This window comes from Bradyrhizobium sp. S69, from assembly GCF_009766005.1.
In the GTDB taxonomy this organism is placed as follows: domain Bacteria; phylum Pseudomonadota; class Alphaproteobacteria; order Rhizobiales; family Xanthobacteraceae; genus Bradyrhizobium.
In genome coordinates this window covers 221,050-235,100 of record NZ_LMUK01000038.1, presented here as the reverse complement: position 1 = coordinate 235,100, position 14,051 = coordinate 221,050, and the positions used below count along the sequence as shown (strand labels likewise).

The window sequence follows — 14,051 nt, the reverse complement described above, 5'->3', positions numbered from 1 at the left end:
GATTCGAGCGACCGGCCGGCATTGCCTGGCCGTGACCGTCGTCGAAGGAGACATCGCAAGCGCCGTGCCAAAAACAAAAGCCGCGCTATATCAGCCGCTTAAAACAAAAGCCCCGGTCCAGGGACCGGGGCACATTTGCCGGGCGGGCAACAATTGCCGGGCGAAATCGAGCGAAGCGGGTACTGGTTCGCGCGAAGAAACGCGTTAAAAGAAGCTAAGACGCCTGCGCCGCCGCCGGATGAAACTGCAACGCAAAACCGTCCATGCAGTAGCGCAGGCCGGTCGGCTTCGGTCCGTCGTCGAAGACGTGGCCGAGATGACCGCCGCAGCGGCGGCAGTGAATTTCGCTGCGCAACATGCCGAAGGTGCGGTCATCGTGCTTGCCGACCGCGTTCGCTAGCGGCTGATAAAAACTCGGCCAACCGGTGCCGCTTTCGAATTTGGTCTCCGAGGAGAACAGCGGCAGGTCGCAGCCGGCGCAAGCGAAGATGCCCTTGCGATGTTCCTTCAAGAGCGGGCTCGAATTCGGCCGCTCGGTGCCCTCCTCGCGCAGGATGGCATATTGCTGCGGCGTCAACTGTGCGCGCCATTCCGCCTCGGTCTTTTCGACCTCGAATTTCTCGGCAGCCTGGGCCGGGGCGGCGCGCAACCAGCGCAGCGACATGAAGCCGAACAGACCGGCGACGGATGCGAGCAGGATACGGCGATCGATCATGATGGTCTCCTTGGCGTTCCGCGGAATCGGGCGGGGTTCACCACGAGATACGGCACGCCCGGGGAGAAGTTACGCCGGTTGGGGCCTAAATTTCTCACTTTTCTGCGAGGGCCCGCGCAAGCGCCCTACCCGCCGGCGCCTTCACCGGGATCGGCCGCAGCTGGCGGCGGCGTCGGGCGTTCGGGACGCGGCTGGCCTGGCGGCGGGCGAGGACGTGACGGGCGAGCACCCGGCGGCCGGGTTCCCGCCTGACGGTTGGCTTCGAGGCGGCGCGCCTCGCGGAGATTTTCCTGGACCCGGGCTCTTTCCCGATAGCGGGCCAGCGCGCCGGCGGTCGCGGAACTTCCCCTGCTCCAGAGGCCGACGAGATGTCCGGCGACCCGGCCGGTCGGGCCACCCGCCCACACCAGTTCGAACGGCGAGAACAGCCGCCAGCGATCGTCGCCCCAGAGAATGCTGCGCGCAATCAAGTGCCCGGCGATCGCCGAGGTGTTCAGGCCCTGGCGCCCAAAACCGCTCGCCACCCACAGGCCGCGGCGCAACTGGCCGATCTGGGGCATACCGTGCACGGTCTGCCCAACCGCGCCGCCGAAGGTCTCGGTGATCTCGACCTTGCCGAGCTGGGGAAAAATCGTCCGGATCCGCCGCGCGATGGCGCCGGCGTAGCGCTCCGGCCGCGCCGCCCAAGTGGTCTCCGGCGAGGCCCACATCAAGCGGTCGCCGTCGACGATGCGGAACTGATCGACGCCGTCGCTGTCCATCACCGAGCCCTGGAACGTGACCGCCTCGGCCAGCCGCGCGCCGAGCGGCGCAGTGACGGCGGCGTAGCGCGAGACCGGCAGCAGCGTTTCCGACAGCCGCCGCAGCGGCGCGCCGAGATGGATGTTGCCGGCAAGCACGATATGCGCGGCGCGCAACCGCGCCGATGGCGTCACGATGCGCTTGCGAATCCCCGATGAATCGATGCTGACGACCGGCGTGTCCTCGAAAATCCGTGCCCCCGCCCGCCGCGCCAGCGCGGCCAGGCCATGGATGTATTGGCGGCCGTCGATCTGGAACGCCTTGGGATAATACATGCCGTGGAAATAACGCCCGGTCTTGAGCTCCGCGCGCACGCGATCGACCTGCCAGCCCTCCACTTCGGTCTCAAAATCCTCGCTCAGCATCTGCAACCGGCTGATCAATTGATCGCCGACATCGACGTTGGAAACCTCCAGCGCCCCCTCGCTCAAGGCCATGCCCGGCATCAACTGTTCGGCGGCATTGGCCCGCACCCGTTCCGCGCCCTGCTTCGACAGCGACCAGAGCTCGCGGGCGTCTTCGATGCCGACGCGGGCGATCAGCTCGCCGATCGAAAGGCCGTAGCCCGGCATCACCGTGCCGAGCTGATGGCCGGAGGCGTTCCAGCCGACATGGCGGCCCTCCAGCACGGCGACGCTGGCGCCGAGGCGCGCCGCCTCCAGCGCCACCGTGAGCCCCGCGAGCCCCGCGCCGATCACGCAGATATCCGCATCCAGGTCGAACGAAAGCCGCGAGCGCTCGGGTATCGCGGCCGGATCGGCTCGGGTGGTCGCGCTGGGGGGCGTCTCGCTCATGGCGTTTTCTTACGGACCGATCGGGCGCTTGTCACCTTGCTCTGGGCCTAAAGTCTGTACATTAATCCGCGGGAGTTGCGGGAAGACTGAAACGAATCGAGATTGCACCATGCGCCGTTTGATGCTGCTGCGTCACGCCAAGACCGAGAGCGACGCGCCGAGCGGCCGCGATCAGGACCGCCGCCTCGACGACCGCGGCCGCAGGGACGCTGCTGAGATCGGCGGCTTTATCGCCAGCCATCCGCCGTTTCCCGGCACCGTGCTGGTGTCGCCAGCGACCCGGGCGCACCAGACCTGGGAGCTGGCCTGGGCCGCGATGAAGGATGTCGTGCCGCCGCCGCAGGTGGAACTGCTGCCGGAACTCTATGGCGCCGATCCCGCGCAATTGCTGCAAACCATCCACGCGGCCTGCGCCACCGACCCCAAGCGGCTGCTGATCGTCGGGCACAATCCCGGAATGCACGAACTGGGGCTGGCCCTGACCGACGGCGGCGGCGAGCCCGCCGCGCGCAAGGCACTGACCGACAACCTGCCGACGTCGGGCCTTGCGATCTTCGATTTCGCGGTCGACGACTGGGCCGATGTGGCATTCCGCCGCGGACGTCTCGTGCGCTTCGTCAGCCCCAAGCTTTTGAAGCAGGCCGACTGAAGCCTTGAACGATTGAGCTGGCCGCGCCGGGTTATCGATATATGTTATGTTGATGACGGACAGGGAGGCGCAGATGTTCAACTCGATTCTCGTGCCGATCGATCTCGCCGATACCGATCTGGCGAAGCCTGCGATTGCGACCGCGGCGACGCTGTCGCAAACTTGGCGCGGCGCGGTGCGGCTGCTCAACGTGCTGCCGATGACGCCGGTGATGCTGGCGGAATATGTGCCGGCCGATTTCGACAGCCAGCAGCGGCAAACCTCCGAAGAGGCGCTTACGATCGTCGCGCGCGAATCCGGCATCGACGCCGCGCGCATTTCAAGCGTGGTGCGGCAGGGCGGCATCTATCACGAGATCCTGGAAGAAGCCGCGGCGATCAAGGCCGACCTGATCGTGATGACGTCGCACCGGCCGGCGATGCGGACCTATTTCCTCGGTTCCAATGCCGGCCATGTCGTGCGTTACGCCAAATGCTCGGTGCTGGTGGTGCGGCATTAAAAAAGCCTAGGCCTCAGAACAGACCGGGCAGCAGCATCGCGACCCGCGCGCGATATTGCCGGTAGCGATCGCCGAACAGAGCGAGATGATCGCGTTCCTCCAGCCAGATGCCGGCGCACATAAAGGCGGTCGCAAGGCTGGCCAACAGCAGATGTCCCGCGGTCATCACCGGCGCGGCCCACAACGCGATCATGAGACCCAGATAGATCGGGTGCCTGACTACACCATAGAGCCCGGGCGTCCGGAACGGTGTCGCGATCTCGCTCCGGCCGGCGAAGCTCAGCAGCCGCTGCTTGAGGCCGAAGAGATCAAAACGGCTGACCAGCAAGATGCTGTGCAGCGCGATCGACCAGCCGAGCAACGACAGCGCTTGGATCACCGCCGCGGTAATCGGATTTTCCGCCTGCCACACCAGCGCGGGCAATGGCTGCCACGCCGCGAACAGCAGGATCAGCGTGAGGCTGGTGCACAACAGGAAAGTGCTGCGCGCGACCAACGGCGAGACACGGCCCGTCGACAGGCGCTTGAAGCTCGGCCGCGCCATGCCGCCATGCTGGACGGCGAACACGCAGAGCAGTTGCAGATCGATGCAGAACGCGACGAATGGCGGCCAGACCACCCCGGTGTCGATGCTCTTGGGAACGACAAGGTTGCTGACGAAGCCGATGGCATAGAGAAACGATGCAAGGAAGCTCGCGTAAGCCATCATGCCGTAGCAACGGCTGACAAGGCCGGCGAGACGTCCCGCCCGCGGCCCGCCGTGATGGCGCGGGTGATGATCGACCGTGATGGTCATAATTGTTCTCCTTGATTTCTGCCGGGCCGGAACGCGCGAAGCGCGCTTGGGGCTTTATCGAAGCCGCCCCATCTCCGGATTGAGCGCGCCGCCCACCGCCGCCTCGATGTGACAGCGTGCGAGCCCGATATCGCGGAGCCCGCGATCGTCCAGTTCGTGAAGCGCCTTGATCGCGGCCCGGCGGTCGAAATAGACGGCGAGCGCGTGCGCGCATGCTCCGATCCAGCGGACAAACGGGCCGGCGGTCGCGGGCCGTGTGGCGGTCGGGGACATCGTGCTCATGGTCGGTCTCCAATTGGCTTCCGCGCGGCAAAGCGGAGCCGTCGACGCAAACGCCTGACAACGGCGGCTGCGCCCTGACGTAAGGATTGCTCGGGCACTCCTCAGTGCAATCGCGGGCTTGATGGAGGATAAATGATCCGATACATATCTCGGTGCAAGTAAAACATTGATCTCGGTGCAATAATGTCGAAATTCGAGTATCTGAAGCTTGCCGACGCCGTTGCGGTCGAGATCGCCAGCGGCGCGCTCAAAGCCGGCGATCGCCTGCCGCCGCAGCGCAGCTTTGCCTATGAGCGCGGGATCGCGGTCTCGACCGCGAGCCGCGTCTACACTGAATTGTTGCGCCGAGGCCTCGTGGTCGGCGAGGTCGGACGCGGCACCTTCATTTCGGGACAGGCGCGCCGCGGCAGCGCCGCCCCGCCCGAACCGCGCGGCGCGCGCATCGATTTCGAATTCAACTATCCGCTGCTGCCGACGCAGTCGGCCTTGATCTCCAAAAGCCTGGATGGATTAAACCGGCCGGAAGCGCTCGAAGTCGCGTTGCGACAGGCCACCAGCACCGGAACGCAGGCCGCAAGAACCGTTTCGGCGGCGTTTCTGGCGCGCAAGGATTGGTCGCCGGACGCCGGGCAGATCGTGTTCACCGCCAACGGCCGGCAATGCATCGCCGCGGCACTTGCCGCGGTGGTGGCGCCCGGCGGCCGTTGCGGCGTCGAGAGCCTGACCTATCCGTTCATCAAGGGCATCGCGGCAAGGCTCGGCGTGACGCTGGTGCCGCTCGCCATGGATGAACATGGCGTTCGCCCGGATGCCGTGCAAAAGGCGCATCGCGATGCGCATCTGTCGGCGCTGTATCTTCAACCCATCATTCAAAATCCGCTTGGCATCACGATGCCGCCGGGACGGCGCGCCGACCTCATCCGCGTCGTCGAGAAGCTCGATCTGCCTATCATCGAAGACACCGTTTATGGCTTCCTCGACGACGAAGCGCCGCTTGCCGCGCTCGCGCCGGATCGCTGCATCGTGCTCGACAGCCTCTCCAAGAAGGTGGCACCGGGGCTGGCGCTCGGTTTCATCGTGCCGCCGCCGCGCCTGCGCGAGAGCGTCATGGCCTCGGTGCGATCGGGCGGATGGACGGCGTCGGGCTATGCGTTCGCCGCCGGGCAGCGGCTGATGGACGACGGCACCGCTTCGGAGCTGTCACGACTCAAGCGCATCGATGCGGCAAAGCGCCAGCAAATGGCGGCGAAATATCTTTCCGGCTTCGAAATCCAGACCAACAGCAAATCCTACCATCTATGGCTGTCGCTGCCGCCGCATTGGCGGTCGCAGACCTTCGTTGCCGCCGCGGCGCGGCGGGACATCGCGCTGACGCCATCGACGACCTTCGCTGTGACGCCCGGGCACGCGCCGAACGCGGTACGGCTGGCGCTGGCCGCGCCGGCGATCGAGCAACTTGAGGTGGGCCTGCGGATGTTGTCGGGAATGCTGAACGCTAGGGAAGAAGATTTCGATTCGACCGAATAGATCGATCGGGTCCGGCCGCCCTCGCCTCTTCTGTCGTCCTTTGCGGCGCATCCCACATCACGGCCATGCCGCGATAAAGCCTTTCGCCAGGTAGGGCTCGATCTTGTCCCATTCGCTGAGCACGCGACGAGAGAATTCGGGATCGGTGTGCCAGAGCGCCCGCGGCGCAGCAAAGCTGTCGACGGTGACCAGCATCTTCTCCACCTCCGGCCAGTGCCGCTGCAATGTCATCGCATAGCGGCGCGCGGTCCAGGTGTTGCCGAGACAGATCACGCTACGGACGTTCCTTAGTCCCAGCGCGACGTCGATCACGGGCAGCGAGAAAATCACATTCTCGCCGGTATTCATCGCGCGATCTTCGCTGAGAATCCTTTCGGCCGGGATGCCCCGCGCGATCATCGCGTCGCGCAGTATGGCGCACTCCGAAAGGCTGGATCCCGGCGTCACGCCGCCGCTGACGATCGACCAGCGAAACAAGCCTTCGCGCCACAGCCGAAAGGCCTCATCGACACGACGCGCGACATCCTCGCGGGTCCCGAACACAAACAACAGATCGGCAGGCTTGATCGGCGTGCGGATCAGATGCCTCGCATTGATCTCGGCAATTTCCGCCTCGGACGGCAGCCTTGTCGGATCTTTCACAGCCCGCCCTATTATTCACAGCGACGAGAACGATGCATCGCGTCGATACAATCGCAAAGTCAATTTTCATTGCGCTTGATTGCGAGGCGGTATTGCGCAGCTTGCTTACGGCAGCAGCGCCTCGGGGAGATGATCGAACGTGTAGGTCTGCGGCCGGTTGCGCCTGACAAAGCCGCCGACCTGCCAGCCGAACAGCGCGGCAAAGCCGAGCAGAAACAGGATGCCAGCCAACTCACCGGTCACGACGGCGCGGACCAGCAATCCCGCCATCGCCACTGCGACCAACGCCAGCAGCACCAGCGCCGCGAGATAAACCCGCGGCTTGAGACCGCCTGTCAGCACGGCGTTGCTGCCGGCCTCTGCCATCCGCCGGTGCAGCGCGACGACGAAGGCGCGATAGTCGCGGTCCTGTGGCGCCATCAGCACCGAGGTCTGCCAGCTTGTCGACAACAGCACGATGCGCCCAAGGCTGTGCTGAAGGCCCGCGCCATCGAGGTCGGCGCGGAAGCGGCGCGATTGCATCGACACCGGACGGTACGACAACCGAATCCCTGATATCGCGGCGTAAGGCCACAGGCCGGACTTGCCGCCGATACGCCAGCTAAGGCCCTCGCTCGTCAGTTCGAACTGATGCGCCGCACCGACCAGCGATGCCTTGTAGGCGTAGCGGGTGGTGGCCTCGTCTGCTGGATCGTTCTTCATGCGGGAATGTCCAGACTATCGCGACAGACAGGCCCAAAGAAACGCCAATGACGCGAGCGCTCCCAAGGCGGTGCGCGCCGCATGCAGCCCGCCCCATCTTTCGATCAGCGCCCGCGATGGCGGCCCGGCCTGTTCCGGCGCGGTCGCGAGCAGCGCATCATTGACCGGCTTGATGACGAGCAGCGTCCACGGCCACGGCGCGATGATCGCGATAGCGCCAACCAGAAAGCCCGGATGAGACTGCTGCCACCAGGCGACCATCCCGAGCACAAAACCGACTAGCGCGAGCGATGCCTGCATCGCGGCGCCGCGCTTGTAGGATGGTTTCCACTCGGTCAGCAGCGCGCGATCATCCAGCATCAGCCGCGCCGGCTGTTCGGCGACGTTGACGTAGATCGCAGCTCCCGTGAACAGGGCCGCCACCGTCAGCGCCAAAAGCCCGATGGTCATGGGGTCTAGACCTCAGATAAAAGTGGTTGCCAAAAGAATCTTGAAACGCGCCGCGTCGGCTTGCGCGGCCGGCCGGCTTTATCTTACAAGCAGAGTATGGCCGAAACGATCTATTTTCCGCGCCGCCTGATCCTCGCCGGCGCGATGATTTCGGGCGTGCTGCTGGCGCTGGCCGTGCACATGCTGGGCGCCCGCTTCGGACTGGATCTAGGTGGCCTCTGGCGATCCGGCAGCGATGAATTCATCCCGGCGGGTGCGGCGATCGCGTGGTGGCTGATCGCAACCGTCGGCTTCTGCGGCGGCTATTTCACGGGAACGCTGATGCAAAGCGCAGCATCCGGACAAATTCCGCAGCGGATGCGCCAGTTCCTGATCGCGGTCGGCGTATTGCTGCTGGCCGGCGCCGGTCAGGCCGCCTCCGCGCCGAGCCCGATCCCGACGACATCGGGCGTGCTCGCGGGCCTCGCCGCGCTGTGCCTCGGCGCGACGATGGCGTTTTGCGGCGCGCTGTTTGCGCTGCGCAAGGCCTAGCGGTCTCGTCATTGCGACGGCCGACGAGGCGCGCCCCACCAGATCGCCGCACCGCCCACCAGCAGCAGGCCTGCGGAAATCAGCAGCGACGCATGCGCGCCCGAAACCATCGCGTCGGCCTGGCCGGCCAGCGAGCCGAACAGGGCCACGCCCAGCACGCTGCCGGTCTGCCGGGTCGCGTTGAGCACGCCGGCAGCAATTCCGGAGCGCTGTTTCTCGACGCTGCCGAGCAGGGTCGACGTCAGCGGCGGCACCAGCAGGCCGAGGCCGCCGCCAATGACGATAAGCTGCGCGCAGATCGCCCAATAGCTCGTGCCCTGCCCAATTCCGAGCAGCGCGAGGCATCCAAACGCCGACAAGGCCGCGCCGATCGCGATCGTCGCGGGCGCACCTAGGCGTTCCGCCACACGCGAGGCGACGAGGTTGACCGGCAGCACCGCGGCCATCATCGGAACGAAGGCAAGCCCGGTCGCGAATGCCGACCAGCCATTGACCTGCTGGAAATACAGGCTGAACACGAAGATCAATCCGTAGAAGGCGACGTTGACGAGAAGGCCTGTCAGCGCCGTCAGCGCGAATATCCGGTGCCGGAACAGCGACAGCGGCAGCATCGGCTGCGGCGCGCGACGTTCCTGCCAGACGAACAGCACCGCCAGAACCGCCGCGGCCGCAAAACCGCCGATCACGATCGCGTTGCTCCAGCCGAGCGCGCCGCCTTCGATGATCGCCCCGGCCAGACAGCCAAGAGCTGCGATCGCTGCGAGTTGGCCCGGCAGGTCGATCTCACGCTGCGGCGAGCGCGTGGTTTCGCTCGCATAGCGCGAGCTTAACCACAGACCGGCGATGCCGATCGGCAAATTGACCAGGAAGATCGATCGCCAGCCGACCAGCGCGATCAGGCCGCCGCCGACCAACGGCCCCGCCGTGAGCGCAAGGCTGGCGCCGGCGGCCCAGATGCCCACCGCGCGACCACGCGCTTTGTCATCGGGATAAGCGTGGCTGAGCAACGCCAGCGAGTTGGGAACGAGTATCGCCGCGCCCAATCCCTGGACCGCCCTTGCCGCGATCAGGATGGTGGCGTTGGGCAACAACGCGCAGGCCACCGACGCGGCGGTGAAGATCGCAAAGCCGGCGATGAATATTCGCTTGGCGCCGATCCGATCGCCGAGCGCGCCGGCCGTCAGAATGAATGCGGCAAACGCAATCGTGTAGGCGCTGACCACCCATTGCAGCTGCGACACGCCGCCGCCGAGCGAGCCGCCGATGCTGTTGAGCGCGGTGTTGACGATGGTAACGTCGAGCTGGACCACCGCGTAACCGAGGCTCATGGCCGCCAGGGTCAGCCTCGTCGAGAGCTTCGACGGCGGCGATTCCGGCGCGACGCGCGAGCTGGTTTCGGCGGCCGAAGAAGACGAGAACCTGAGCGATGTGCTTGGCATGGGTTACCTCCAAATTCGAGGTACCAACGTCTGACAAATGCCCCTGTTCAGGACAGACACTTCGAAGGAGATCGAACTATCTCCGTCACCGTGGATCCGATTCAGCGGTTTGGCGATCCGTGGGCCCGATACCGCAAGACGGAAAACGCCGCGCGGACGATCCCGGCGCGGCGTTTTGCCTCATTCGGCGTGCTTTGCGGCCTGTTTTCGGACTAACTCGCGGCGCGCAGATTGATCTTGCCTTCCGCCAGCGAGGTCAGTTTCTGATCGGTCGCCTTTTCTTCATCGAGCGTCTTCTGCAGCACGCTGGCGCAATCGTTGCGGCCGAGCTGCCTTGCCCAGGCGATCAGACTGCCGTAGCGCACGATCTCATAGTGCTCGGCGGCCTGTGCCGCGTTGATCAACGCGGCGTCGAGCACCTTCTTGTCCTCGACCTCACCGGCGACCTCGTCCGCTTCCGTGATGATGCCGTCGATCGCCGGACAATTCACTGCCTTCACTTCGGCGCCATGCATCTTGAACACTTGCTCAAGGCGTTGAACATGGATTTTGGTTTCCTCGAGATGGGTCAGGAAACCCTGTTTTAGCTGCTTATCGGAGGCCTTATCGGCCATTTTCGGCAGCGCCTTCACGAGCTGCTTTTCGGCATAGTAGATATCCTGCAGCTGATGCACGAACAGATCGTCCATCGTCTTAATGTCCTTGGTAAAAAGTCCCATTGCGCCGATTCCTTGTTGATGGAACACAACGGCGCCGAGCGCTTTCGTCCTCGCGGTGCCGATATGTTCGATGGCTGGTACGACGCTAACCGGCCGGCCGCCGCGATGTTACTGCCGAAGGCGAAACGTAACGATGGAACAAGGAATGCGAGCAGTGATCCCACGCGACAGGACGCAAGGCGGTGGGTGTCGCGCGCTGGATTTCAAGACTCGAATCCGGTGCACCATGACATATGTATGGCGTGTGACAGCGGCGTCTTCCGGGGGCTGAAGCTGGCGTTGTCAAGGACTGCACATCGAAAGCTTTTTGCCCTATGTATCTTTGCCGATGGAGCGATTGGCCGCCCTTTGGCATCAATGGCTTCGAGCAAAGACTTGTCGCCGCCCCGCCGGGAGGATGAATGCATCGACTGCTGACCACGCTGGGGCGTGGCTTCAAGGAACGGATTGGCTGGAAGCGGCTCGGTATCGCCGCGAGCCTGCTGATCATTGCCCTTGCGATCACGACACTGGTCCGCACCCTCAAGGGTGTCGATACCGGCGTGATTCTGACGGCGCTGACGGACATATCCCCGCACCACATCGCGCTGGCTGCGTTGTGCGTGATCGGGGCGTTTTGCACGCTGACATTCTATGATTTCTTCGCGCTGCGGACCATCGGCAAGAAACACGTGCCGTACCGCATCGCGGCAATGTCGAGCTTCACCAGTTATACGATCGGCCACAACATCGGCGCCACCGTGTTCACCGGCGGCGCGATCCGTTTCCGGATCTATTCGGACTACGGGCTCAACGCCATCGATGTCGCCAAGATCTGCTTTCTCTCCGGATTGACCTTCTGGCTCGGCAATCTCCTGGTGCTCGGCTTCGGCCTCGTGTGGCATCCCTCGGCCGCCGGCGCCATGGATCTGCTGCCGCCAACCATCAACCGGCTGATGGCGCTTGGCTGCTTGGCCGGGATCACGGCTTATTTCGTCTGGCTTGGAATGGGCAAGGACCGTCGCGAACTCGGACAGAACGGCTGGAAGGTCGTGCTGCCCTCGGCCCGGCTGACGCTGCTGCAAATGCTGATCGGCGTGGTCGATCTCGGATTCTGCTCGCTGGCGATGTATCTGTTGATGCCGGCAGAGCCGCACATCGATTTCGTCTCGCTGGCCGTCGTATTCATCCTGGCGACCCTGCTCGGCTTCGCCAGTCATGCGCCGGGCAGCCTCGGGGTGTTCGACGCCGCGATGCTGGTGGCGCTGCCGGAATTCGGCCGCGAGCAATTGCTGGCCACGCTGCTGGTATTCCGGGTGCTGTATTTCGTGATTCCGTTCGGAATAGCGATCTCCATCATGGGCGCCCGCGAGTTCTGGCTCAATGTCGCGCTGCCCTGGCAGAAACGCCGCAGACTGGTCGAGAATGGGCCGCCGCCCAACGTTACCCCCCTGCCGCAGCCGGTAAAGCGCTTCAAGCAGCAAGCCTGACGCCGAGAAAGCTGGAGCCTGCCGCGGCGACAGAGCTTGGCAAACGGCTTGACGACTGACCGACGGTCAGTCATTTTATCGCATGCCTGCCCCTTCATCCCCTGATCCGGCGCCTGCTGCTGCGTCGTCTGCCGGGCCCGAAAACCTGTTCGGCCAACGCTCGTTCCTGTTCTATCTCGCGGCGCGCAGCCTTTCGGAATATTCCTACCAGATCGCCACCGTCGCGGTCGGCTGGCAAATCTATCAGTTGACCGGCAGCGCCTTCCAGCTCGGCATGGTCGGGCTGGTGCAGTTCATCCCCTCGGCGCTCTTGGTGTTCGCCGCGGGCCATGCCGCCGATCGCTACGACCGCAGGCGGGTCGCGCAGATCTGCCAAATCGCCGAGGCGCTGATCACGGCTGTGCTGGCCTGGGGCACCTTCGCCGGATGGCTGACCGCGCCGGAGATTTTCGCAAGCCTGACGCTGCTCGGCATCACCGCGGCGTTTGAAGGGCCGGCCGGAGCGGCACTGCTGCCCGGCATCGTGCCGCCAGGATCCCTGCAACGCGCCACCGCGATTTCCTCCGGTGCCTTTCAGGCCGCGGCGATCTCGGGCCCGGCGACCGGCGGCCTCGCTTATGCGATCGCGCCGGGTGGGCCTATGTGCTGATGGCGACATTCTCGCTGCTGGCGGGAATCCTCACTGGCCTGATCCGCCTGCAAGGCGACGTGCTGCCGAAAGAGCCGCCGACCTTCGACGATCTATTCGCCGGCGTCAGATTCGTGCGCGACAACCCCGCAATCCTGGGAACGATCTCGCTGGATCTGTTCGCGGTGCTGCTCGGCGGCGCCACCGCGCTGCTGCCGATTTATGCGCACGACATTCTGCAAACCGGGCCATGGGGGCTCGGCGTGCTGCGCGCGGCGCCCGCGGCCGGCGCCCAGCTGATGACGGCCGCGCTGGCCCGCCATGCGATCAAACGCCGGGTCGGCATGCGGATGTTTCAGGCGGTGATCGTCTTCGGTCTCGCCACCGTGGTGTTCGCGCTCTCGCATCTGATCTGGCTCTCGCTGCTGGCGCTGGCGGTGATGGGCGCCGCCGATATGGTGAGCGTGGTAATCCGGACCTCGCTGGTGCAACTGGCAACGCCGGATGCGATGCGCGGCCGGGTCGGCGCGGTCAATTTCCTGTTCATCAATGCCTCCAATCAGCTCGGCCAGTTCGAGAGCGGCCTCACCGCGGCGTTGCTCGGCGCGATGCCGGCCGCCGTGCTGGGCGGCGTTGGAACGGTCGCCGTGGCGCTGTTATGGATGAAGCTGTTTCCAGCGCTGCGCAACGTGGAGCGGCTGGAATGAGGCGCAAGATCCGATGACGCAAAAGCTCCGCCCGCGCACCAAGCCGCCCGAGGTTCGGCGCGAAGAAATCATCGACGCCGCCGAGCGCCTGTTTCTCGAACAGGGCGTCGGATCGACCACCATCGACCAGGTCGCCGCGGGCGCCGATGTCGCCAAGGGAACGGTCTATCTGCACTTCGAATCCAAGCAGGCGCTGCTCGCAGCGTTGGGCGAACGCTTCGCGGAAAAGCACCTCGCGTGCATCGAGACCGCGCTGGCGGCGACGTCCGAACAGGACTGGGCGGGAAGGCTTGCGGCTTGGGCCGAAGCCAGCGTGACATTCTATCTCGATTCCATCACACTTCACGACATGCTGTTCCATGAAGCCCGCGCGCCGACGCGCGAAGGCCTGGTCGACAATCTCGTCATCGACCATCTGACCTCGCTGCTGGGTGCCGGCGCCGATGCGGGGGCATGGTCGATCGACGACGCGCACTTTACCGCCGTGTTCCTGTTCAGCGGCATGCACGGCATCATCGACGACGCCTATTTGAAGGAAAAGCGGATCGTTCGCAGCCGCCTGGTCAAGCGGCTGCAGCGGGTCTGTTTCAGAACCGCAGGATTGCCCTCCGATGCCAGCTTCGATTGATGCCGGCTGGGTCTGGCGTCCAGCAGCAAAACATCGATCGCTCATATTTCCGCCCCACCAATGACGTCAAACG

At 64.8% G+C, this 14,051-nt stretch carries 15 protein-coding genes and 1 pseudogene; 7 read left to right on the top strand and 9 right to left on the bottom strand.

Going from position 1 to position 14,051, the window contains the following annotated elements:
• Positions 1-214 precede the first annotated feature (214 nt).
• Positions 215-715, bottom strand: a complete 501-nt coding sequence (msrB, locus tag GSQ88_RS15880; RefSeq protein ID WP_159008669.1) for a peptide-methionine (R)-S-oxide reductase MsrB — start codon at positions 713-715, stop codon at positions 215-217.
• 125 nt (positions 716-840) lie between these two features.
• A complete protein-coding gene (locus GSQ88_RS15875) occupies positions 841-2,310 on the bottom strand; it encodes an NAD(P)/FAD-dependent oxidoreductase (RefSeq protein ID WP_159008668.1) in 1,470 nt (489 codons plus the stop codon).
• Between the two features lie 109 nt (positions 2,311-2,419).
• Here GSQ88_RS15875 and GSQ88_RS15870 point away from each other — a divergent pair, with 109 nt between their 5' ends.
• Positions 2,420-2,959, top strand: a complete 540-nt coding sequence (locus tag GSQ88_RS15870; protein ID WP_159008667.1) for a SixA phosphatase family protein — start codon at positions 2,420-2,422, stop codon at positions 2,957-2,959.
• 73 nt (positions 2,960-3,032) lie between these two features.
• Complete coding sequence (locus GSQ88_RS15865; RefSeq protein ID WP_159008666.1) at positions 3,033-3,458, top strand: universal stress protein; 426 nt, start codon at positions 3,033-3,035, stop codon at positions 3,456-3,458.
• Positions 3,459-3,471: 13 nt separating this feature from the next.
• Here GSQ88_RS15865 and mddA read toward each other — a convergent pair whose 3' ends face one another.
• Entirely contained in the window at positions 3,472-4,254 is a 783-nt protein-coding gene (gene mddA, locus GSQ88_RS15860) for a methanethiol S-methyltransferase (RefSeq protein WP_210253825.1), read from the bottom strand.
• A gap of 54 nt (positions 4,255-4,308) precedes the next feature.
• The gene (locus tag GSQ88_RS15855; protein WP_159008665.1) at positions 4,309-4,536 is read right to left on the bottom strand and encodes a DUF1127 domain-containing protein; all 228 of its coding nucleotides are present in this window, start codon (positions 4,534-4,536) and stop codon (positions 4,309-4,311) included.
• A 183-nt stretch (positions 4,537-4,719) separates the two neighbouring features.
• On the opposite strand from GSQ88_RS15855, the gene GSQ88_RS15850 reads away from it, so the two are divergent.
• Positions 4,720-6,063: an aminotransferase-like domain-containing protein gene (locus GSQ88_RS15850; protein WP_159008664.1), complete on the top strand. Its 1,344-nt coding sequence runs from the start codon at positions 4,720-4,722 to the stop codon at positions 6,061-6,063.
• Positions 6,064-6,120: 57 nt separating this feature from the next.
• Here the strand turns inward: GSQ88_RS15850 and GSQ88_RS15845 are convergent, their stop codons facing one another.
• From GSQ88_RS15845 to GSQ88_RS15835, 3 genes are all read right to left on the bottom strand, one after another.
• A complete protein-coding gene (locus tag GSQ88_RS15845) occupies positions 6,121-6,705 on the bottom strand; it encodes a YdcF family protein (RefSeq protein WP_159008663.1) in 585 nt (194 codons plus the stop codon).
• Positions 6,706-6,810: 105 nt separating this feature from the next.
• Positions 6,811-7,407, bottom strand: coding sequence for a hypothetical protein (locus tag GSQ88_RS15840; protein WP_159008662.1), 597 nt, complete (start codon positions 7,405-7,407; stop codon positions 6,811-6,813).
• 15 nt (positions 7,408-7,422) lie between these two features.
• On the bottom strand, positions 7,423-7,857 hold the full coding sequence (locus GSQ88_RS15835; protein WP_159008661.1) for an anthrone oxygenase family protein: 435 nt from the start codon (positions 7,855-7,857) through the stop codon (positions 7,423-7,425).
• Positions 7,858-7,953: 96 nt separating this feature from the next.
• Here GSQ88_RS15835 and GSQ88_RS15830 point away from each other — a divergent pair, with 96 nt between their 5' ends.
• Entirely contained in the window at positions 7,954-8,388 is a 435-nt protein-coding gene (locus GSQ88_RS15830) for a hypothetical protein (protein ID WP_159008660.1), read from the top strand.
• A gap of 8 nt (positions 8,389-8,396) precedes the next feature.
• Here GSQ88_RS15830 and GSQ88_RS15825 read toward each other — a convergent pair whose 3' ends face one another.
• Together GSQ88_RS15825 and GSQ88_RS15820 are read right to left on the bottom strand one after the other, a co-directional pair.
• Positions 8,397-9,827, bottom strand: coding sequence for an MFS transporter (locus GSQ88_RS15825; RefSeq protein WP_159008659.1), 1,431 nt, complete (start codon positions 9,825-9,827; stop codon positions 8,397-8,399).
• Positions 9,828-10,039: 212 nt separating this feature from the next.
• Positions 10,040-10,546: a YciE/YciF ferroxidase family protein gene (locus GSQ88_RS15820; RefSeq protein WP_159008658.1), complete on the bottom strand. Its 507-nt coding sequence runs from the start codon at positions 10,544-10,546 to the stop codon at positions 10,040-10,042.
• A 401-nt stretch (positions 10,547-10,947) separates the two neighbouring features.
• On the opposite strand from GSQ88_RS15820, the gene GSQ88_RS15815 reads away from it, so the two are divergent.
• The 3 genes and pseudogenes from GSQ88_RS15815 (at position 10,948) to GSQ88_RS15805 (ending at position 13,978) form a co-directional block, all read left to right on the top strand.
• Entirely contained in the window at positions 10,948-12,015 is a 1,068-nt protein-coding gene (locus GSQ88_RS15815) for a lysylphosphatidylglycerol synthase transmembrane domain-containing protein (RefSeq protein WP_159008657.1), read from the top strand.
• A gap of 82 nt (positions 12,016-12,097) precedes the next feature.
• A pseudogene (locus GSQ88_RS15810) lies at positions 12,098-13,350 on the top strand (MFS transporter).
• 13 nt (positions 13,351-13,363) lie between these two features.
• On the top strand, positions 13,364-13,978 hold the full coding sequence (locus GSQ88_RS15805; protein ID WP_159008656.1) for a TetR/AcrR family transcriptional regulator: 615 nt from the start codon (positions 13,364-13,366) through the stop codon (positions 13,976-13,978).
• Positions 13,979-14,051 lie beyond the last annotated feature (73 nt).